The sequence below is a fragment of the Chryseobacterium sp. A321 genome (assembly GCF_054489265.1).
The window spans coordinates 1572999-1595236 of the sequence record NZ_JBTMWZ010000001.1 but is presented as its reverse complement, the minus strand read 5'-3'; the positions used below and the strand labels follow the sequence as shown (position 1 = coordinate 1595236).

Genomic DNA, 22238 nt, shown 5'->3' with positions numbered 1-22238 from the left:
GTAACTAATTTTTAAATCAACCAATCTGAGTTCCTTCTGGAATCACAGCACCTTTCTTAATCACCACAACACCGTCTTTAATGGAATGCGTATGAAAATCTCCGTCTTGGAGGTGCTTCCCTCCAATGATCTTCACGTGGTTACCAATGCGCGCATTTTTATCAATGATCGCGCGGTCTATATAGCAATATTTTCCAATGCCAAGATTGGGTTCACCCGTGCGGTCATTTTCTACAATATCCAACGTAGATTGGTAAAAATCCGATCCCATCATATAGGAATTTAGAACCGTACTTCCCTTGTCGACTCTTGTTCGGTTTCCAATGACGGAATTCTCAATCTTATCGGCCATAATAATGCACCCGTCCGCAAAGACAGCGCGCTGCACATAGGAGCCTAAAATTTTGGTAGGCGGTAGCATTCTCGCTCTTGAATAAATCGGTTTGCTACTAAAGAGATTGAATTTTGGAAAATCCTGTGCGAGATCAATGTTGGCCTCGTAGAAAGATTCAATGGTACCTATGTCGGTCCAATACCCGTCATATTGAAAACTAAGGGTTTTGTATCCCTTTGCAATGGCATTCGGTATTAAGTCCTTTCCAAAATCATCGCCGGGATCCTCTTCAAACATTTTTCTAATAATGCCTTTGTTGAAGACATAGATCCCCATCGAGGCTAAATAATGGTTTCCTTTGTTTTTATTTTGTTCAGAGACTTCGCTTCTCCATTCGGACAGTTCCTCCTCACTGGGTTTCTCTACAAACGAATCAATGGCACTATCCTCATTGGATTTTAAAATTCCAAAACCAGGCGCATCTTTTGCGTTCACCGGTATGGTTGCAATTGTAATGTCTCCTTTTTGTGCGATATGAAAATCAATCATCTCTCTAAAATCCATTTGATACAGCTGATCGCCGGAAAGAATGAGCACGTAATCAAAATCGTACTTTTCCAGGTGCCGCATACTTTGACGCACCGCATCGGCGGTGCCCTGAAACCACTCTTCGCTATCCATATTTTGTTCCGCCGCCAGAATATCCACAAAACCTCGACTAAAGATATCGAAGTGATAGGAATTCTTAATATGAGAGTTTAAGGAGGCCGAATTAAATTGAGTAAGCACCATAATTCGGTTAAATCCCGAATTCAAACAATTGGAAATCGGAATGTCCACGAGACGGTATTTCCCTGCGATAGGAACGGCAGGCTTACTTCTGGATTGCGTCAATGGAAAGAGGCGACTTCCGCGCCCACCGCCCAAAACAATGGAAATTACATTCGGTTTCATAGGGTATACTTTTGTGTAAAGGTTTTAAAAAACTTGGGTGTCGTTTGTGCTCGTAAAAATCCACAATTAATTGCATTTTACGCTTCAAATTTCTGATATAAAGTTACATAATTATGTGCGGAACGCTCCCATGAAAAATCAAAATTCATGTTTGCGTAAACCAGCAACTCCATCGTTCGAGAATCTTGGTAGAGACTTAAGGCTCTCATCATCGCATCCACACAGGCCTCTGCGCTCGCATAAGTGAAATTCAATCCTGCTCCTCCTGTACTCACGTCCTGAACGGTATCTTTTAACCCCCCGGTGTAGCGAACAATCGGTACGGTACCGTAGCGCATTGCGTACATTTGATTCAGCCCACAGGGTTCTACTCTTGAGGGCATGAGCAGGAAATCACAAGACGCATAAATTTGATGGGAAAGTCCTTCATTGTACCCAAGTCCAAGAGCCAAATTAGAAAACTTCTCATTTAACTCTGCAAGGGAATGCTCTAAAGCTTTGTCTCCGGAGCCCAATACGATAATATTAAGCGCGCCATACGTTTTCACAATGCTTTCTACGATGATTTCGGGTAGAAAATCCGCTCCTTTTTCACCCGCAAAACGCCCAATGAACCCAAAGAGTGGAAGCTCAGGATTCAGACCAAACTCTTCACAAATTTTGGCTTTGTTTTTTGCTTTGCCTTTAAGGGCATTTTCTTTGGAAAACGTATAAGGCAAATAAGGATCTGTTTGCGAATCCCAAAGCTCCGTATCAATGCCATTGATAATCCCAAACGCTTTGGATTTTTCCGCTCGAATTAAATGCTCTAAGCCTTTAAACTCCGAGAGCAATTCTTCCATATACCCGCTCGAAACCGCATTAAAGGCATGGGCACATTTGATCATGGATGCAAGGGGATTAATTTTCCCATCCCAATCTAAGAGTCCCAAGTGAGATCGGTCGCGAACCAAAGGAAAGTAAGAAAGCATCTCCCAATGCATTTGTCCTTGGTATTCTCCATTGTGAATGGTTCCAAAGGTAAGGACTCCCCGAAGCGCTTCAAATTCAGGGCAGTGCTCCACCATAAAGGGGATAAGACCTGTGTGGTAATCGTGGCAATGCAGTACGTCCACTTTTTCGCCACTTTCACATAAATAATGAAGGGCCGCATGCTGAAATGCTAAAAATTGCTGACTCTCATCCCAATACCCGTAGGGATTCTCTCGGTCCAAAAGACCGGGAATTCGAACAAGGTATAGTTCAAAACCAAGAGTACACTCTTTTTGTTTTAAAACCTCAAAAAAATACCCCTTCTGATTCTGATGAATCCATCCTTCAAAGACCGATTCAAACGCATGGCTGTGGACATAGTCTCGGTTGTACCAGGGCATAATTACGCGGGCCTCTATTCCTGGAATTTTATTTTGGTATTTTGGAAGTGCCCCAACGACATCTCCCAAGCCGCCTACTTTGGCGACTGGGTAACATTCCATTGAAAGATGGTAAATTCTCATACCTTATTTCTTTATAGTTGAATACTGCATGCTTTCACTTTCGAAAAGCAGGGAGAGCCTACTGCTTTATTATTGGCGCTTAAACTTGTTTTAACACGACAGCACTTAAAGGAGGAAGACTTATTTTAAAACTCTCCTTTTGGTTCTTCCAATCGTGGGACTCTACGTTCGAGAACTTCACTTTTTGTCCGCTTCCTCCATAGCTAGGATCGTCCGAATTCAGTAAAACCTCCCACGAAGTTCCATAATCTGCTCCCAAACGGTACTCTAGGACATTAGGTTTAAGATTCAAAATCACGAGGATCTGCTCATACTCCTTGGTTTCTGAGAACGTTTTCCTAAGATAAGCAAAAACTGAATTCTCAAGATCGTCTGCCTCTACCCATTCAAAGCCCTCAGGACTAAACTGCGCTTCGAAGAGTGCTCTTTGACTTCTGTACAGCAAATTTAAATCCTTCACGAGAAACTGAAGCCCCTGATGAACCTTGTGCTCTAACAAGGACCAATCTAAACTTTGGGAAAAATCCCACTCACTCGTTTGCCCAAATTCTCCACCCATAAAAAGTAGTTTTGCACCCGGATGCGTAAACATATAGGTGTAGAGCGCCCTTAGGTTTGCAAACTTTTGCCATTCGTCTCCCGGCATTTTGTAGATCAGGGGACTTTTTCCGTGCACCACCTCATCGTGCGAAAGGGGCATCATGTACCTTTCGTTGTCCTTATAGACACTTGAAAAAGTAAGTTTATGATGCAATTCTTTTCGAGCGAAAAACTCACTCGAAAAATAGCTAAGTGTATCGTGCATCCATCCCATCATCCATTTCATATGAAAGCCTACGCCTCCCTCTGAAACCGGTTTTGTGAGCTGAGGAAAATCGGAACTTTCTTCTGCTATTGTAAGGGTGTGGGGAAAATACGCTCCCACAGCCGTATTAAATTCTTCTAAAAAGGTTTTGGCCTCTAAATTCACATTGCCTCCGTGCTCGTTGGGTATCCACTCACCCTCTTCTCTTGCATAATCCAAGTAAAGCATGGAAGTGACCGCATCCACGCGAAGTCCATCTACATGGTACCGATCTAGCCAAAACAGGGCATTGGAAATCAAAAAGGACTTAACCTCAGGTCTTCCGTAATTAAACAAATGAGAATTCCACTGGGGATGAAATCCTTTGCGAGGATCCTCATGTTCGTACAGGTAAGTACCGTCAAAGTAATGAAGTCCATTGGCATCGCCCGGAAAATGGGAAGGCACCCAATCCAAAAGGACTCCGATTCCATTTTGATGCAGCGTTTCAATTAAATGCATTAAATCTTGAGGTGAACCAAAACGAGAGTTGGCCGCAAAAAAACCCGTGATTTGATAGCCCCAACTCGGTTCGTAAGGGTGCTCCATCACAGGCATAAATTCGACATGGGTAAAGCCCATTTCGAGAATATAGGGTACGAGAGATTCTTCAATCTCTTTATAGCTTAAAAAGCGAGAAGGACTACTGGGATCTCGCTTCCAAGATCCTAAATGCAGTTCATAGACAGAGAGCGGTGCCTTTAGACTGTTTACAGCCGCACGCCTGTCCATCCACGCCTTATCCTTCCATTCGTACCAGGTACTTGAAATCAAGGAAGAGGCCTGTAGATTTTGCTCCCAACTAAGGGCAAAAGGATCGCTTTTTTCTAAGAGTTCTTCTTTCGAGGTCCGAATCGCATACTTATAGAGTGTACCCCAAGAGAGGCCCTCAATAAATCCTTCCCAAATCCCCGATCCATCCCAACGTGGGAAAAGTGCATGGGACTCCGAATGCCACGAATTAAAATTTCCAATGACAGAAACTTTTTTTGCATGGGGCGCCCAAACGGCAAAATAAGTACCTTTTTTGCCCTCGTGCTCAAGGGTATGTGCCCCAAACTTTTCATAAAGGCGATAATGCTTTCCTTGGCGAAAAAGATAAACATCCTCGTCTGAAAATAAAGAATAAACTTTGACTGGTCCCATATCGCTCAAATCGCATTAATAATAAGACTCTAATTTACGAATATATCGCACTTATGGAGACAAAAAAGAAAAAAAGATTTTGGGGATCAAAAAGAAAGTATTTTCTCGATCGTGGCTTGGAAATTAGAAAGAAAATCGGCCAGGCACAGAATTCCCCGAATTCGACTTTGCCAAACAAGGGAAAAGCAATACCTTAGCTTTACACGAACCTTTAGGGCTCCACACGGGTCGCATTAGAGCACAAAGAATGAAGAAAATAGGAATATTGTTTGGGATGGAAGATTCTTTCCCCTGGGCATTTCTCGAGCGAATCAAAACACTTTCCAAGGGGGAAGTCCTTGCCGAACCTGTAAAAATAGACCAGTTAGAACAAGGAAAGGACTATGGCTACAGCGTCATTGTAGATCGCATTTCCCACGATGTACCCTTCTACAAAGCCTCTTTAAAAAATGCAGCTGCCTTAGGCACCTACGTCATTAACAATCCTTTTTGGAGCAGTGCCGATGAAAAATTTTTCAACAATACGCTTATGACCACTCTCTCTATTCCTGTGCCTAAAACCATGCTGCTCCCCTCCCACAAAAGACCGGTAAACACCTCAGAAACCTCCTTTCGGAATTTATCCTATCCTCTAGATTGGGAGAGCATTTTCAATCGCATTGGCTTTCCTTGCTACTTAAAACCCCATGATGGCGGGGGTTGGAGAAACGTTTATCGCCTGGAATCCAGAGAAGAGTTTTGGACCTTTTATGGCCAAACCGATGAACTGGTGATGATGCTTCAAGAAGAAATTGAATTTGATTCTTATTTTCGAGTGTATTGTGTAGGGCAAACCTATGTTCACATTATGCCTTACGAACCTAAAAACGAGCCTTCTTCCCGCTATCTAACCCACCAAGTCTTTTCTAAAGACACCCACCCCGAACTTTATGCTCAACTCGTTGATTTAACCTTGCGAATAAATCGAGCTTTAGGGTATGATTTTAACACCGTTGAATTTGCAATCAGGGATGGGATTCCCTATGCCATCGACTTTTGCAACCCCGCACCGGATGCGGATCAAACAAGGGTAGGAGATCAAAACTTTGAGTGGGTTGTGGAGCACGTAGCAAAGTTTGCCCTTGAAAAAGCGAATTTGCATAGGGAAGGAAAACCCTTTATCCCTTGGGGTGAATTTGTGAAGGATTCTTTAAAAGACTTTTAATAACTTTATCGCCCAAAGCATGCATACCTTTACCATTGGCATAGAAGAAGAGTACCAGATCATTGACAAAGAAAGTCGAGATCTGATTTCTCATGTCTCAAAAATCATTGAGGGTGGAAAGGCCACTCTGCAAGAGCACCTAAAACACGAGATGCACGAATCCGTCGTAGAAATGGAAACCGGCATTTGTGAAGGTATAAAACAGGCCAAAGCAGAACTCTACGATTTACGCTATAAGCTTATTAAAACTGCTTACGAACAAGATTTACGAGTTTGCGGAGGCGGAACCCATCCCTTTTCACAATGGCGAGCTAGCACCATTACAAGTCAGGTTCGTTACGATAAGATTGTGGAAGACATGGGCGATGTGGCGCGAAGCAACCTGATTTTCGGGCTGCATGTGCACATCGGTATTCCTTCCCGAAGCGAAGGGCTCAAAATCCAAAATGCAATGCGGTACTTTCTACCGCACATTTATGCTCTGTCCACAAGCTCTCCGTTTTGGATTGGGAGAAATACAGGCTTTAAATCCTATCGACAAGAAGTCTTCGCAAAATTTCCCAGAACAGGAATACCCAGTTATTTCCACTCCATCGCAGAACTTGATGAGTACATTGAACTTATGATAAAAACGGGAGCCATCGATAACGCAAAAAATATATGGTGGGATTTAAGAGTTCATCCCGTTTATCCTACCATTGAATTTCGCATTTGCGATATGCCCCTTCGTGTGGAGGAAACGGTTTGTTTGGCCGCCATCATGCAGGCGCTCACCGTAAAGCTTTACAAACTGCATCAGCAGAATATTACCTTTCGAACCTACCGCCGTCTGCTCATAAGTGAAAACAAATGGCGCGCTGCTAAAGAAGGAATTCACAGCGAACTCATTGACTTTGGCAAGGAATCCGCCGTTCCTTACGAACTGCTTCTAGAGGAACTTTTAGAATTCATCGACGATGTCGTTGATGAACTCGGTTCTAGAGAGGAGGTTGAGTACGCTCGAGAAATTCTCAGGCATGGAACAGGAGCCGATCGAATCTTGCAGGTGTATAAAGAGACAAACGATTTAAAAAAAGTGGTGGATTATATGATTGAAGAAACCCAGATTGGCATTCCCACGCCCCTAGACATCCCCATTTCAAGTACCGAGTAGAACCTTGCAATCCCGTACAGATGAAACCCATAAGAATCGCCCTGCTTGATTTAAACAACCAAATCCCTAACCAAGGGATCAAAAACGTAGTAGACCTCATTCAAAAATTTGAGTTATCCTGTTCTCGGGAGATTCAAGTAGAAACTTTTGAAGTACGAGTCGAAAGGCAGCTACCTCGCGTAGAGGATTTTGACATCTTCCTCTCTTCAGGTGGACCTGGAAGTCCACATCCAAGTTTAGAAGCTTGGGAGGCTCCTTATTTTCAGTTTTTAGATGAGATTTGGAATCACAACCAAAACCAGAAAACGAAAAAGTTTCTCTTTTTAATTTGCTACTCCTTCCAATTGGCCATTTTGCATTGGGAACTAGGAACAATCAGCAAAAGACATTCTTATGGCTTTGGAATCATGCCTGTACACAAAACAGAAAAGGGAGACAAAGAGCCCCTTTTCGCTTACCTACCTGATCCTTTTTATGCAGTTGATTCCAGAGGCTATCAATTTATTGAACCGAACTACCCTGTTCTAGAAGCACGGGGAGTTGAAATCCTTGCCCTGGAAAAGATTCGTCCGCACGTCGATTTCGAACGCGCTGTGATGGCGGCTCGATTCTCCCCTCATATTGTAGGGACGCAGTTTCATCCAGAAGCCGAGGATAAAGCGATACTCGAGGTTTTAAAGGATCAAGACAACAGAAAGGCCATGATTGAAAATTTCGGACAGGAAAAATTAGACCTGACTCTTGAGCAGGCACAGGATCCCGATAAAATCAAACTCACCCAAAGCACTCTATTGCCCCAGTTTTTAAGCGATAGTATCAAAGACTTAACGAAAGAATCGGAAAGCCACTACGATTCCTAAACTTGCTGAAAAAAATGATTGAGCACTTACGAAATAGATTCAATTCCGCCTACAGCAAGGAATCTGAGGCACGCGTGCTAGAGGAACTTCAACAACGTGCGAAGCAGTCTGCTTCTTTTCGAATTTCGGAAACCCCCATATTTCTACCCCTTTCATTTAAGGACCAATTAAGGTCCACCTGTGAGTCGATCTTAGCTCAGATCGAGCATTTCTCTAAGGAATCGCTCGAGCAGGCGATACCCGCAGAGCTCAAAGTTCCGAATTGCAATTCATTCTCTCATTTTCTGGCCATTGACTTTGCAATCTGTCAAAACAAAAAGGGAGAACTAGAGCCGCAGCTAATTGAGTTGCAAGGATTTCCTTCTTTGCTTTCTTTTCAATACGAGTTAACCGGGGCCTATGAATGCACCTACCCTTTTTTGAAAAGTTTAGAAAAATCCACCGATGTAGAAGATCCTCTTGCTCTTTTAAAATCTGTACTTTTGGGTCCGCATGACCCGCGGGAGGTTGTCCTGTTAGAGCTGTATCCTGAAAATCAGAAAACGAATATTGATTTTGCTCTTACTCAGAAGCATTTTGGTTTCCCCACGGTTTGCATCACGAAAGTAAAGAAAGAAGGAAAAAATTTATTCTATGAAAGCAAGGGCAAGAAAATTCCAATTCGACGTATTTACAACCGCGTGATTTTTGATGAACTTGCTAAGCATAAGGGGTTACCGCTAGAATTTCAATTCCAAGAGGAACTAGACGTAGAATGGGTGACCCACCCCAACTGGTTTTTCATGATTTCTAAAATTTTACTTCCTAGGCTAAGCAATCGCTACATTCCCAAGAGCTACTTTGCTCGTGATTTTCCATCGCACGAATCCCTTTCTGATTTCGTTTTAAAACCTCTTTATTCCTTCGCAGGTGCAGGGGTAAATTTAACGCCCAGCCCAACAGACCTTTTGGAGATTCGGGATCCTGAAAATTACATTCTGCAGAAGAAAGTAACGTACGCGGATCTTTTCAAAGATTTAGACGGAGGCTTTTCAAAAGCGGAAATCAGGCTCCTGTACCTCTGCCCTTCCCAAGAGGAAAGACCCGTTTTGTGGGATACGCTTGTACGCATGACCAAAAGCCCGATGGCCGGCATGAGCTTTGCCAAAAAAGAGGACTCTTGGATCGGAAGTTCCGCTGCTTTTTTCGAACCTTAAATTCCTTTGAAAAAAGCCGGCAAGAGATTTTTATATAGGATAAATTATCCTTAATTTGCCTAGGTGAACTACAAAGCGGAATTACAAAAATTTTTATTCTCTCAATATCTCTACGCAGGGACAAGAATGGCACTTGCCATCGTTATTCCCAGCCTCATTCTGGCCTACTTTGGTCTCTTGAAAGACTATTTTTTATTCCCACTTGCCACGAGTTTCATCGGATTTGCAGACCAACCAGGCCCTTTTATCCGTCGTCGAAACTCGCTCATTTTAGCCGTTTTGGCCTTTAGTGTAGCGGCTTTACTTGCCTCTGTTTTTAAAAGCCATCCGTCTCTTGCACTCGTCGGAATTGTAATCCTAGGTCTTGCCTTTTCCATTGTGGGCATCTACGGACAGCGACTAATGGCCATTGGGAGTTTGTCCCTTGTGGTCTTCTCGATCTTCCTCGATGGGCATCTCATTGGGGAGAACCTACTAAAAAGCATCCTCATCTACACCTTAGGCAGTCTATGGTTTGTGCTCGTCTTTCTTGTGATGAGCAAAATTCAACCCTATAAACTCGCGGGGCAAATGATTGGAGAAAACTATTTGCAGCTTGCGGAATACTTGCAAATCAGAGCCAAATTCTACCTTCCTCTTCCCAACTATGAGTCACTCTATAGCGAGGTCATTACCAAACAGATCGAAATCAAAAATTTGCAGGAGGAAACCCGAGAACTTGTTTTTAAGACCCGAACGATGGTGAACGAATCCACGACCACAAGCCGTGTACTTATGCTTGTTTTCTTAAATTCGATCGATCTCTACGAGAAGCTCTTTACGACAGACCAAAACTACGAGAAGATTCAAAAGCAGTTCCACGATGAAAACATCCTCCCCTACATTCGTCATTATTTAATGGGACTGTCTGAGGAAATAACCAACATTGGACTTGCGCTTCAAAGTGGAATTAAAACCCATCCTATCCACGACATTGAACACGAGCATGATCTGGTGTATAACGCGTATTTCGAGCTGCGAAACCAGAAATTGACCGCCCAGAATCTGTCTCAGTTCATGGCGCTTCGTCTCATTCTAAAACGACTTACAGAATTAAAAGACCAGATTAAAACGATTTATCGAGTTCTTGAACAAGACACCAAAATTGCCAAGAGTTTATCTTCGGGCCTGGATTTAGAGAAATTTGTGCCGAAAGAAGCTCCTTTAAAACTTAGTATTCTAAGGGACAACCTCTCTTTAAAATCGGCTCACTTTCGGCATTCAATTCGTCTTACGGTCGCACTTGTCCTTGGCTATTTAGTCTCTCAATTTTCCTTTCTCGGCATTGGACACTCCTACTGGATTTTAATTACGATTCTTGCGATAATGCGTCCTGCCTATAGCGCCACAAAACACCGAAACCTTCGCAGATTGTACGGCACCATACTCGGAGCCATCACGGCTTATGTTCTTCTTCAGTTTGTGGTATCTCCTGGCGTTTTACTTGCCCTTATGCTAGGATGCATGATTTTATGCTTTGCTCTTTTAAAAGGAAAATATTCATGGGCCGTCTTCTTTATGACGGTGTACATCTTTATTGCCTTTAATTTTTTAAATCCTGGCAATGTAAATGGAATCTTCAAAGACCGTATTTTGGATACGGCCATTGGAGCTTTACTCGTTTTTTTGGTTTCTTATTTTGTTTTGCCTCTTTGGGAGCATACGCAGAATTTAGATTTGATGCAAAAACTAAGTCGCTCCAACAAAGCTTATTTCTCGAACGTAGTCGACGTACTAAAAAAAGGACAAACCAATGTTCACCTCTACAAATTGAGACGAAAGGAGGCTATGATTGACCTTGCAAATCTCTCGGATAATTTTCAGCGAATGCTTTCCGATCCGAAAAAAGAACAGCACAAACTTCAAAAAGTGCATCAATTTGTGACCACCTCACATCTGCTGACGGCCTATACAGCTTCCTTAGCCCAATACGCGGCGCAGGAGCCTCAGTTTTCTGAAATTGATTTTGAGAATTGGCACAAACGAATCGTGTTTGAACTAGAAATGACGGAATGGCTTTTAAAGGGAGATTCTTTAGCCCACGCCCCCACTCCAGTTCAAGATCCTAAACCTCGAGATCCTGTAAAACCCTTACTCGAAAAAAGACAATCTGAAATTCAAGAAAAAGAATTTCACAACCTGAGAGACCCTCAAAAAATCACCTACTTAACGCAGTTAAGCAGCATTCAAGAAATTCTAGAACTTATTTACGACGTTGCGCACGAACAGAAAAAAACGATTGAATTGTATTTGAAAATCAATTATAACAGCGCATTGGCTTTTAACGGAAAATTCAGCTCGTGGTGCTCTTCAATGATGGCAAAATAATAGTCCTCTATTTTTTGCACCCTTGCTATGTACGAGTCTTTAAAATGCGTATCGAAGACCTCACAGCGAACCTTCGATAAATCCTCAAGGGAAAACGGTTCGACTCGATAGTATTTCTTTAAAGACCAATATTTGGACGGATGCAGCTTGTAAAGCGCTTCTTTAATCACCCAAATCACCGTTAAGAATTCCACTTGAAACTCCCCTCGAGTCCAAGAAATCTCCGAGTCGTGCAAAAATTTATGCTCAATTCGTTTGATTTTAGGCATAATCTGTTCAATATCAATCCCTACGCGCCTTTGTGAGATCGCCAAGGCCGCAAAAGGAAACGAATGGGTAATGGACACAAAAGCATCTTTTGGATCGAGGTAAGGCTGTCCTATGCTTTTGTATAAAATGCGATGCCCGGGACGATTTAATTTTAGCATTTGTCTCACCATTAGGTATTCCAATCGCTTCTTGGGATGGTAATTCTCTACCTGCTGTTGCGTTTCTCGTCCCAAAAGGTTTGGAAGATCAAACGTATCGGTAGATTCGTACTTCCAAAAAAGAATTTGAGCATTCTCGGTGGTGAAATCCTGATAAAATGGCATATTTTGCTGAGAGAGATTTAGTTCGTAAATTTGCAAAAAATATTCGAGATAATGAGTACGGAAACTAAATACGTCCCTTACAAAGTTAAGGACATTTCCCTAGCAGAGTGGGGTCGCAAAGAAATACAATTGGCGGAGGCAGAAATGCCAGGACTAATGGCTCTTCGTAAAGAATACGGTGAGCAGCAGCCTTTAAAAGGAGCCCGCATTGCAGGATGTCTTCATATGACCATTCAAACTGCGGTTCTAATCGAAACCCTAGTGGCCTTAGGAGCCGATGTGACTTGGTCCTCTTGTAATATATTCTCTACGCAGGACCACGCGGCAGCAGCAATCGCAGCAGCGGGTATTCCCGTTTATGCTTGGAAAGGTCTAAGCGAGGAAGAATTCAACTGGTGTATCGAGCAAACTTTGTTCTTTGGAGAAGACCGCAAACCTTTAAACCTAATATTGGACGACGGAGGAGATTTAACCAACATGGTTTTTGATCAGTACCCTGAACTTGCCAAAGGGGTAAAAGGACTTTCAGAGGAAACCACTACAGGAGTCCATAGACTTTACGAGAGAATGAAAAACGGAACTCTTGTCATGCCAGCCATCAACGTAAACGATTCGGTAACAAAATCTAAATTTGACAACAAGTATGGATGTAGAGAATCGGCTGTGGATGCCATTCGTAGAGCTACCGATGTGATGCTTGCAGGAAAACGTGTCGTGGTTTGTGGCTACGGTGATGTAGGAAAAGGAACTGCAGCTTCTTTCCGTGGAGCGGGATCCATTGTGACGGTTACGGAGATCGATCCGATTTGTGCCCTTCAAGCGGCTATGGACGGATACGAAGTGAAAAGACTTGAGACTGTAGCTCCGGTTGCAGACATCGTGATCACCACTACAGGAAACTTCAACATCGTACGTGAAGAGCACTTTAGAGCCATGAAAGACAAAACCATCGTTTGTAACATTGGTCACTTTGACAATGAATTAGACATGGCCTGGTTAAACAAAAACTACGGACACACAAAATCCACCGTAAAACCTCAAGTGGACATTTACAATGTGGATGGAACAGAGCTAATCCTTTTGGCGGAAGGTCGATTGGTGAACCTAGGATGCGCCACGGGCCACCCAAGTTTTGTAATGAGTAACTCATTCACAAACCAAACCCTGGCTCAAATTGAACTCTGGCTTCATAGCGATCGTTATGAAAACGAGGTTTACATGCTTCCTAAACATCTAGACGAAAAAGTGGCTGCACTCCACCTAGATAAATTAGGAGTGGAACTAGAGACTTTAAGCAAAGAACAAGCAGCTTACATTGGCGTAGAAGTAGAGGGACCATTCAAACCAGAATACTACCGCTACTAAGATACCCATGGATCTTTTATAGCTTATCTATCGAAGCGATTTCATTTTTTGAAATCGCTTTTTATTTGAAAAAATCAAAAAGGGCGTAGGGACCGAAGTGCAGGCCACCTCAGGTCCAAATCCATTTTCTAGCGGCTACTAAAAAATACGAAAACTCTATATTTCTTTGGAATTATTTTGTAATTTCAAAGAATGAAATGGATTCGTTTGCTTTTTCTACTCCTTGCAAGCACTTTGTATTCGCAAAGTCATTTTCAACTAATGGGTGGGAAAAGCAAAATTGAGATTCCCTTTCAACTCATTAATAACCTTATTTTCATTCCCGTGACCGTGAACGGAGTGCAGCTCACTTTCCTTCTAGATTCGGGCGTAAACGAGACGCTTTTGTTTAGTTTAGAAAATAAGGAAGTGGACTTTAACCAAGTGGAAAAAATGAGATTTTCAGGACTTGGAGACAATGTCCAGATTGAAGGCTTGCTGGCGGTAAACAACCGTGTACAAATTGGGGAAAACTTAGTCGACCTTCGGCATAGTATCTATTTGATTCTAGACGAAGAATTCAATTTCTCCTCGCATGTGGGAATTCCTGTCAATGGAATCCTTGGCTATCATTTCTTTAAAGATCATGTGGTTAAAATCGATTACGTTCGAAAAAAAATCACTCTTTACGACCCTAGCGATCCTCCAAAATTGAATCGAAGATACTCTACACTAGATTTAAGTCTTGAACTTAACAAGCCGTATGTGCAGGCCGGCATCGAGCAAACCCGTGAACTTAACGATTCAAAAATGCTGATCGATTTAGGCAACAGCGATGCCCTATGGCTATTTCCAAGTGTCATTCCTAACTTCCAATACAACCGACCGAACATCGATGATTTTTTAGGACGAGGGTTTAGTGGAGATATTTATGGAAAAAGAAGTCGCATCCACCGCTTGGTTTTAGCAGACTATGAACTGCTCTACCCTCTCACAGCCATGCCCGATGAGTTCTCCATTCAACACTTAAAATTAGTAGCCGACCGCAAAGGATCCATCGGAAGTGAAACCCTTAGAAGATTTACCGTGGTACTCAATTACCCTGAAAAAACGATTTCTTTCAAGAGAAACAAGTTCTTCTCCGATCCTTTTCATTTTAACATGAGTGGACTCGACATTAAGCACGACGGAATGTTTTGGGGCGAGGATTTGGTTCAAGTGGAAAGCCAACAAAAGCCAACTTCTAGTTCGAGTGGGGATCGAGTCTATACGGCTCCCTCCGCTTTTCAGTATCGCTTTGTTTTAAAACCTGAGTATTCAATTTCAGGATCTCGTCCGGATTCTCCTGCCTACAAAGCAGGCCTTCGAAAAGGGGATAAAATTCTTTCTATTAATGGGAAAAAAGCAAGCACCTATTCCCTTAAACAAATCTTTGAAGTTCTAAAATCCGAAGCAGGACGCAAAATCACCTTTGAAATTGAGCGAGATTACCAGACCCAAAGTATCTTCTTTTATTTGGAAGACCCCATCCCCTATAGAGAGTGATGGAGTCTTATCTGAATTCTTTTCCTTTCTATTTCCTAGCTTCTCTTTCTTGACGTACTTTGAGTCGATTCTCTTGGGAGGAAAGAATGTCCTCTAAAAAGGGAGAAATTTCGTCTGCCAATTGCTTCTCGGATACTTCGTTCGAGCCAGGATCCTCCACAAGGTTGAGCCAAGGTCTAGTCTTAAAATCCGTATCTCCATATACAATCACAGGCGTACCGTTTGCAACCACCTCGGATCCGTCAGGAGTAATCACCCACATATCCGCCCATGAGTACATCCACTTCGCATCTTCTTCTAACAAACGAAGGCACGAGTGCGAGGCGTGAAAACCCGGCAAGTCATATTGATGCCATCCGATACCAAGGGTATTGTGAATATTGAAATTCCAACGCAGTTTCCAGCTAGAGTCCACTGTACTAATGGCCACTTCTTTCTTCCAATTCGTGAACATAAGCCCCTTTTTGGTGGGGGCCCGCTTTGTTCCCATACTGGAGGGGCCCCATTTGACAAGTTTGCCGTGTTCATAAAGGGCGTAGGCCATAAGAGGATATGAAAACAGAGCTATTTTATCCACTTTTTTCAACAGTTCCACTTCTAATGGAAATGGAGTGTACTTCAGATAATCACTCTCTATGCTTTTGGGAATAATAAGCGAGTCTGCTCGCCATTTGTTTTTTAAATCCAAACGGTTTAACGCTAAGATGGTATGCTGCTGAGATTTGTCGTAGGTTTGGGTAAAAACGGCCATCGCTGAATCTTTTGCATGCTTTGACTTGGGAAAAACAAAACTCGTATAGTTCATTAATTCCTTTTCTTTCTTTTTTGGTACGGGCGTCTCTTTCTTGGGCTCTGGTTTCGGGAGCTCTTGCGTCTTCTTTTTGCAACCGATAAGCGTGACACAAAGTCCTAAAATAAGGGCTCCGATGGCGAAAAGTTTTTTCCTATGATTCATCTATTTCCGTTTCGAATCATGGTTTCAATTTTGATACCAAACCTACCTCAAAACGCCTTTACGAGGACAAAAAAACAAATCCTTCGAAAAACTTCAAAGGATTTATTTAATTTTAAATTATTGTTTCAGAATTACTCCCATTCAATGGTCGCAGGCGGTTTGCTCGAGATATCGTACGCAATCCGATTGATTCCTTTTACTTCGTTGATGATTCGGTTGGAAACGTTCTCTAAAAAGTCCCATGGGAGTTTACTAAAGGTTGCCGTCATAAAATCAATCGTGTTTGCAGAGCGAACGACCGCGGTATATTCATACGTTCGTTCGTCTCCCATTACTCCGACCGATTTCACCGGAAGAAGCACCACAAAGGCCTGAGATACTTTCTCGTAAAGATCTGCTTTGTAGAGTTCTTCAATAAATATATCATCCGCCTTTTGCAAGATAGAAACCTTCTCTGAATCGACAGCCCCAAGAATCCGGATTCCTAATCCCGGTCCTGGAAACGGGTGACGGTACACCAAATGGTGCGGAATGCCGAGCTCCTCACCTACTTTCCTTACTTCGTCCTTAAAGAGTTCACGAAGGGGCTCTAAAAGCTGTAATTTCATTTCTTCTGGTAGTCCTCCCACGTTGTGGTGAGATTTAATGACCGAGGAAGGTCCATTGACAGACTGACTCTCTATGACATCGGGATAGATGGTTCCTTGCGCCAAGAAGCTAGCTCCTTCAAATTTTTTAGCCTCTTCGTCGAATACGGCTACAAATTCATTTCCAATGACCTTACGTTTCGCTTCTGGATCCGAAACGCCTTCCAATTTGGATAAAAAGCGCTCGGAGGCGTCCACCATATCAATCTTCATTTGAAAATGGGCACCGTAGTTTTCCATGACCTTTTTCCCTTCGTCTAGTCGCAAAAGTCCGGTATCGACAAAAATACATTGAAGTTGATCGCCAATCGCTTTGTGAATAAGGACCGCAGCTACGGAGGAATCGACTCCTCCCGAAAGACCTAAAATCACTTTTTGATCCCCTACTTTTTGCTTAATGTCTTGAATGGTGCGTTCAATGTAGCCCGTAAGTTTCCAATTCTGTTTGGCTTTGCATATTTGAAAAACAAAGTTCTCAAGCATTCTTGCTCCCTCCTCTGTATGGGTTACTTCCGGATGAAATTGAATGGCAAAAATGTTTTTCTTTTCGTTTGCCATCGCGGCAATCACGCCACTTCGGCCTGAGATTTCAAATCCTTCTGGCACCTCTTCTACTTCATCAAAGTGACTCATCCACACAGTGGATCTTCTTGAAATGCCTGTGAAAAGGGGGCTACTTCGAATGATTTCGAACTCACTTTTCCCATATTCCGCCTTCTCTCCCTTGGTTACTTTCCCTCCTAGAAGGTGCGTAGTAAGCTGCATTCCGTAGCAAATTCCAAGAATCGGAATACCTGCATCGAAAAGAGCCTTGTCAATCAAATGCGCTTCTTTTGAATTCACGGAACTAGGTCCTCCCGAAAGAATAATTCCCACTGGGTTTTTCTCAAGAATAGTTTCGATTGGCGTATAGTAAGGGATAATTTCCGAATAGACTTCCATCTCCCGGATTCGACGTCCAATTAACTGATTGTACTGGCTTCCAAAATCCAGAATAAGAATACCATTTTTCATAGGTAAAAGTTGGTGATTTATAAAGAAGAATCCTTAGGAGTCCCGTGTTAGGAACTCCTAAGAATCCTAAAAATTAAAATTTAGCGATGTCCTCACGGTAAAAACCGTAATCAAAGTTTACGGGCAAAGCATCTTTGTAGACTTTGTTTCTTGCCTCTTCGTAGGTATCTCCTGTGGCAACAAGGTTTAAAACTCTACCTCCTGTGGTCACCACTCGGTCCGCATGACGCGCTGCACCTGCAAAGAGAACTTGGCTGTCTTTCACATGGTCTAACCCGTGAATTTCAAAGCCGGTTTCAATGTTCCGAGGATAGCCCCCTGAACACATGACAAGGCATACTGCTTTTTTATCAGAGAATTTAAGTTCCACTTCTTTTCCTGCAAGACAGTCCTGGATCACATCAAGTAGTTTGTTTTCCATAAGGGGTAAGATCACTTGTGTTTCGGGATCTCCCATACGCATGTTGTATTCTAGAAGATAACATCCTTTTTTCGTGATCATAAGACCAAAGAAGATAAATCCTTTAAAATCCAAAAGCTCTGCTTTTAATCCCTCCATCGTAGGGGCTAGAATTAACTCTTCAAAGTCTTTCTGATGCTGAGCTGTAAACTGAGGACTTGGAGCTACGCTTCCCATTCCTCCGGTGTTAGCACCGCGATCTCCGTCTGCCACTTTTTTGTAATCTTTTACAGGGATGCAAGTAAAAATTTTACTTCCGTTGGAAAAACCAATAATAGAGGCTTCGAAGCCTTCTAGGTATTCTTCAATGACCAGCTGAATTCCTGCATCTCCGTAAATTCTACGGATCATAAAGTCATGAATCGTTGCTTGCGCTTCTTCCAAAGTATCGCAAATTACAACACCTTTCCCTCCGGCAAGTCCACTGGCTTTGATCACGAGGGGATACGCATGCTTCTCAATCGCCATTTTCGCAGCTTCATAGGAATCCACTATTTGAGCGGAGGCTGTTTTAATTCCATAGGTTTGCATGAATTTCTTAGAGAAAGCCTTGCTTCCTTCCAAATGGGCAGCCCTTTGCTTGGCTCCGAAAATCGCTAATCCGTGCGCTCTAAATTCATCCACAATTCCCTCCACTAAGGGAGCCTCAGGTCCTACAATCGTAAGATCAATTTGTTCTTTTATGGCTAAGTTTCGTAGTTCAACGACACTGGATTCAGGAACGTTTTTTCCTAAAGCATCGGTCGTTGCGTTGCCTTTCGCAAAGAACATTTTGGTGACTCTTGGATCGGCTTTTAATTTTACTGCGAGGGCAGATTCTCTACCGCCTTCTCCTACTATTAGTACTCTCATAGTGTTATTGTATTCATTTTTGCGTAAGACAAACTTACGGATTTTGTTGTTTTATCTGGAAAGCTTAATGCAAAAAGTGGCGCATTTTTGTAAACACCATCGGAATGCTATGTTCATTGGCAGCCTCGATGCTTTCTTCATCTCTCAAACTTCCACCCGGTTGAATCATCGCTTTAATATCCATCTTAGCGCAGTAATCTACGACATCTCTAAAAGGGAAAAAGGCGTCCGAAGCCAAAACAAGTTCTCCGTCGAATTTTTCTTTCGCTCTCGTGATTGCCTGTTCTGTCGCCCAGATTCGATTCACTTGCCCGCCGCCAATGCCTAAGGCCTGGGTTCCGTTCGAAACCACAATCGCATTGGATTTTACATACTTAACCACTCTTTGAGCAAAAAGAAGTGCTTTCTTCTGCTCCTCTGAGGGCTTAAATACAGTCACTACCTCTAAATCCTGAGAGAAGCTGGAATCGGTGTCTTGTATTAACATTCCTCCGTCGATCTTCACCCATGTTTTTTGATCCACAAGTGGATTGGTAATTTGAATGACTCTTAAATTTTTCTTTTGATTTAAAACCTCAAGTGCATCTGAGTCAAACTCAGGGGCCATCACGATTTCTAAAAAGGTCTTATTAAGTTCCTCTGCTGTGGCTTTATCCACTTTGTAATTCATGGCCACAATCCCTCCAAAAATGGAAACAGGATCGCATTCAAAGGCTTTCTTATACGTATCCACTGCCGACTCTCCTACAGCCACCCCGCAAGGAGTGGAATGTTTTACGGCGCAGCACGCTTTCTCGTCCTTGAATTCCTGAACGACTTTCCAACAAAGATCCATGTCGCGCAGATTGTTAAACGAAAGTTCTTTTCCTCCCAACTGCTTAAAATCTTTCATCGCCCCATTTTCAAAGGTCGACACATAATAGGCCGCCGCTTGGTGAGGGTTTTCTCCGTAGCGAAGATCGGCTACTTTTTGATAGGATGCATTTAAATAAGCTGGGGACGGGTCGTCCAGTAGCATACTTGCGATGGCTGCATCGTACGCAGAGGTTAAATTAAACACCTTTCCTGCCAATTCTTTTCTCGTGTCTTGCGTGGTATTTCCCTTAGAAGCAATTTGCTCCATTACCCTTGCGTAATCCGCAGTGTCCGTCAAAACCGTCACACTGTCGAAGTTTTTCGCAGCCGAACGAAGCATAGAGGGACCTCCAATATCAATAAATTCTACTTTCTCTGCTAGAGAAATGTCCTTGTTTACATTTTGAAAAAACGGATACAAATTCACTACCACGAGGTCGATCAGACCAATTTCATGGTCGATCACCGTTTGCATATGTTCTTTGTTGTCACGAACCGCGAGTAGGCCTCCGTGAACTTTAGGATGCAGAGTTTTGACTCTTCCGTCTAGCATTTCAGGGAAATCGGTCACCTCTTCAATGCCGATCGGATGAAGTCCTGCCTCACTCAAAAATTTAAAAGTTCCTCCTGTGGAAATAAGTTCGTACTGGTTCGCCTCTAGAAATTGAGCAAGCTCTACGAGTCCCCCTTTGTCTGAGACGCTTAATAACGCGCGTTTTTTCATTCGATTCAATATTTACTTTTAATAAGATAGTTTCTCTATTTTACTTTCGTTCTTGGTTTAAAACCTTTTGAATGGCCAAAGGAAAGATTCGGTACTCAACCGCATGTACTTTCTCAGCCAAAGATTCAGGAGTCTCTCCCTGCTCCAGAGCAAAGGCTTCTTGTAGAATGACTTCTCCTAGATCGACCTCTGGGCTCACGTAATGAACAGAGGCCCCACTTTCTTTGTCGCCAGATTCTAGGACAGACCGATGTACTTTTGGCCCCCACATACCTGCGCCTCCATGCCTAGGCAAAAGGGAGGGATGAAGATTGATGATGCGCCTTTCAAAACGCTCGCAAAATTCTTTGCTCAGTATGGACAAGAACCCTGCCAATACAATAAGATCCGTCTTTTCAGGAATGAGTTCACTCACTCTTTCGCTGAGTTCTTCTCCGCGCGGTACAATAAAGGATTCTATTCCCCATTTTTCCGCTCTTTTTAATGCGTAGCAGTCCCGGTCCGCAATCACACGACTCACTCTTGCCCCTGAAATTTCACCCGTTTCAATGCATTTAAGAATTTGCTCTAAATTGGTTCCTCCTCCAGAGACCAGTACGATTATATTTTTCATTATGCCTTTTGGTTTCCAAAAACCAAATCAATTTTTTCAGTGCCTTCTGTGATGTCTCCAATTGTGTACGAATCGGGAAGGAGTTCAAGCACCTTCGATTCTAAACTAGGATCCACTACAACGACCATGCCCACTCCCATATTAAAGGTACCGTGCATTTCTAGGCGCTCAATTCCGCCTCGTTTTTCTAACTCTAACATTACGCTTGGCACTTGGATCAAATTCTCCTCAATGCGAGCGCACAATCCTTCTGGAATGATGCGAGGTACGTTTTCAATAAGTCCCCCACCGGTAATGTGAGCGATTCCACATAACGCAAGTTCAGAGCGAAGGGTCTTGATGGATTGGTAATAAAGTTTGGTTGGGACTAGAAGTGTCTCATGCAAAGGCTTCCCTTCAAAGGTTTCATGGAAGTCTGGAAATACTTTTCGAACGAGTGAAAACCCATTGCTATGAAATCCTGAACTCGGCAAGGCAATAATTTTATCCCCACGCTTAATAGCGGAGCCGTCAATAATTTCATCTTTTTCCACAATCCCTACACAGAATCCTGCTACGTCGTAGTCTCCTACTTGGTACATACCTGGCATTTCTGCGGTTTCTCCTCCAATTAGGGAACATTCATTGTCTTTGCAAGCATGGACCATTCCCATGACAATTTCTGCAGCTACCTCCGAGTCGAGCTTCCCACAAGCGAGGTAATCGAGAAAAAACAAAGGTTTCGCACCGTGGCATACAATATCGTTTGCACACATCGCGAAACAATCAATGCCGATGGAACTGTACTGTTTTGTATCTAAGGCCACTTTTAATTTGGTTCCGACTCCGTCGGTACCCGATACTAAGACTGGATTTTTATACCCGGCAATTTCATAAAACGCTCCAAAACTTCCTAAATTGTTAAGGACATTTTTATTGTGGGTACTTGCGACTGCAGACTTAATCTTATCTACTGTTTTATACCCTTCCTCTTTGTCTACACCTGCGGATTTGTACGTATTGCTCATATTAAATGCTCATTTTCTCGCCTTTGCTTTTTTGAAAGGACGCATTAAAGTTACTAAATTCATCTAAAATCAGGA

General features: G+C 42.8%; 17 protein-coding genes. 7 read left to right on the top strand and 10 right to left on the bottom strand.

Features of this window, described 5'->3' with window-relative positions; translation table 11 throughout:
• Positions 1 to 16 precede the first annotated feature (16 nt).
• The 3 genes from ACX3PZ_RS07500 to glgB all read right to left on the bottom strand — a co-directional run bounded on the left by ACX3PZ_RS07500 (position 17) and on the right by glgB (position 4774).
• Entirely contained in the window at positions 17 to 1288 is a 1272-nt protein-coding gene (locus ACX3PZ_RS07500) for a glucose-1-phosphate adenylyltransferase (RefSeq protein ID WP_459112381.1), read from the bottom strand.
• A gap of 77 nt (positions 1289 to 1365) precedes the next feature.
• The gene (locus ACX3PZ_RS07495; protein WP_459112380.1) at positions 1366 to 2784 is read right to left on the bottom strand and encodes a glycogen synthase; all 1419 of its coding nucleotides are present in this window, start codon (positions 2782 to 2784) and stop codon (positions 1366 to 1368) included.
• Between the two features lie 79 nt (positions 2785 to 2863).
• Positions 2864 to 4774, bottom strand: a complete 1911-nt coding sequence (gene glgB, locus ACX3PZ_RS07490) for a 1,4-alpha-glucan branching protein GlgB (protein WP_459112379.1) — start codon at positions 4772 to 4774, stop codon at positions 2864 to 2866.
• A gap of 247 nt (positions 4775 to 5021) precedes the next feature.
• Here glgB and ACX3PZ_RS07485 point away from each other — a divergent pair, with 247 nt between their 5' ends.
• The 5 genes from ACX3PZ_RS07485 to ACX3PZ_RS07465 all read left to right on the top strand — a co-directional run bounded on the left by ACX3PZ_RS07485 (position 5022) and on the right by ACX3PZ_RS07465 (position 11554).
• The gene (locus tag ACX3PZ_RS07485) at positions 5022 to 5978 is read left to right on the top strand and encodes an ATP-grasp domain-containing protein (protein WP_459112378.1); all 957 of its coding nucleotides are present in this window, start codon (positions 5022 to 5024) and stop codon (positions 5976 to 5978) included.
• Between the two features lie 19 nt (positions 5979 to 5997).
• Positions 5998 to 7131, top strand: a complete 1134-nt coding sequence (locus ACX3PZ_RS07480) for a carboxylate-amine ligase (RefSeq protein ID WP_459112377.1) — start codon at positions 5998 to 6000, stop codon at positions 7129 to 7131.
• A 20-nt stretch (positions 7132 to 7151) separates the two neighbouring features.
• Positions 7152 to 7991 carry a type 1 glutamine amidotransferase gene (locus ACX3PZ_RS07475; protein WP_459112376.1) on the top strand — a complete coding sequence of 280 codons (840 nt, stop codon included), beginning with the start codon at positions 7152 to 7154 and terminating at the stop codon, positions 7989 to 7991.
• Between the two features lie 14 nt (positions 7992 to 8005).
• On the top strand, positions 8006 to 9187 hold the full coding sequence (locus ACX3PZ_RS07470) for a hypothetical protein (protein WP_459112375.1): 1182 nt from the start codon (positions 8006 to 8008) through the stop codon (positions 9185 to 9187).
• A 63-nt stretch (positions 9188 to 9250) separates the two neighbouring features.
• Positions 9251 to 11554, top strand: a complete 2304-nt coding sequence (locus ACX3PZ_RS07465) for an FUSC family protein (RefSeq protein WP_459112374.1) — start codon at positions 9251 to 9253, stop codon at positions 11552 to 11554.
• On the opposite strand, the gene ACX3PZ_RS07460 is transcribed toward ACX3PZ_RS07465, so the two are convergent.
• Positions 11488 to 12147 carry a 4'-phosphopantetheinyl transferase family protein gene (locus tag ACX3PZ_RS07460; protein WP_459112373.1) on the bottom strand — a complete coding sequence of 220 codons (660 nt, stop codon included), beginning with the start codon at positions 12145 to 12147 and terminating at the stop codon, positions 11488 to 11490. The genes ACX3PZ_RS07465 and ACX3PZ_RS07460 overlap by 67 nt on opposite strands.
• A 51-nt stretch (positions 12148 to 12198) precedes the next feature.
• Between ACX3PZ_RS07460 and ahcY the strand changes: the two genes are divergently transcribed.
• Both ahcY and ACX3PZ_RS07450 read left to right on the top strand, forming a co-directional pair.
• Positions 12199 to 13512, top strand: a complete 1314-nt coding sequence (gene ahcY, locus ACX3PZ_RS07455; protein WP_459112372.1) for an adenosylhomocysteinase — start codon at positions 12199 to 12201, stop codon at positions 13510 to 13512.
• Between the two features lie 192 nt (positions 13513 to 13704).
• Positions 13705 to 15036, top strand: coding sequence for a PDZ domain-containing protein (locus ACX3PZ_RS07450; protein WP_459112371.1), 1332 nt, complete (start codon positions 13705 to 13707; stop codon positions 15034 to 15036).
• 28 nt (positions 15037 to 15064) lie between these two features.
• Here the strand turns inward: ACX3PZ_RS07450 and ACX3PZ_RS07445 are convergent, their stop codons facing one another.
• From ACX3PZ_RS07445 to purM, 6 genes are all read right to left on the bottom strand, one after another.
• Positions 15065 to 15991 (bottom strand): L,D-transpeptidase, encoded by a 927-nt coding sequence (locus tag ACX3PZ_RS07445; RefSeq protein ID WP_459112370.1) that lies wholly within the window; start codon positions 15989 to 15991, stop codon positions 15065 to 15067.
• Between the two features lie 131 nt (positions 15992 to 16122).
• Positions 16123 to 17652 carry a glutamine-hydrolyzing GMP synthase gene (gene guaA, locus ACX3PZ_RS07440; RefSeq protein ID WP_459083835.1) on the bottom strand — a complete coding sequence of 510 codons (1530 nt, stop codon included), beginning with the start codon at positions 17650 to 17652 and terminating at the stop codon, positions 16123 to 16125.
• A gap of 73 nt (positions 17653 to 17725) precedes the next feature.
• The gene (gene purD, locus ACX3PZ_RS07435) at positions 17726 to 18964 is read right to left on the bottom strand and encodes a phosphoribosylamine--glycine ligase (RefSeq protein WP_459112369.1); all 1239 of its coding nucleotides are present in this window, start codon (positions 18962 to 18964) and stop codon (positions 17726 to 17728) included.
• 64 nt (positions 18965 to 19028) lie between these two features.
• Complete coding sequence (purH, locus tag ACX3PZ_RS07430) at positions 19029 to 20543, bottom strand: bifunctional phosphoribosylaminoimidazolecarboxamide formyltransferase/IMP cyclohydrolase (protein WP_459083833.1); 1515 nt, start codon at positions 20541 to 20543, stop codon at positions 19029 to 19031.
• A 40-nt stretch (positions 20544 to 20583) separates the two neighbouring features.
• Positions 20584 to 21156 (bottom strand): phosphoribosylglycinamide formyltransferase, encoded by a 573-nt coding sequence (gene purN, locus ACX3PZ_RS07425; RefSeq protein ID WP_459083832.1) that lies wholly within the window; start codon positions 21154 to 21156, stop codon positions 20584 to 20586.
• Positions 21156 to 22163, bottom strand: coding sequence for a phosphoribosylformylglycinamidine cyclo-ligase (gene purM, locus ACX3PZ_RS07420; RefSeq protein WP_459083831.1), 1008 nt, complete (start codon positions 22161 to 22163; stop codon positions 21156 to 21158). The genes purN and purM overlap by 1 nt, the downstream gene beginning before the upstream one ends.
• Positions 22164 to 22238 lie beyond the last annotated feature (75 nt).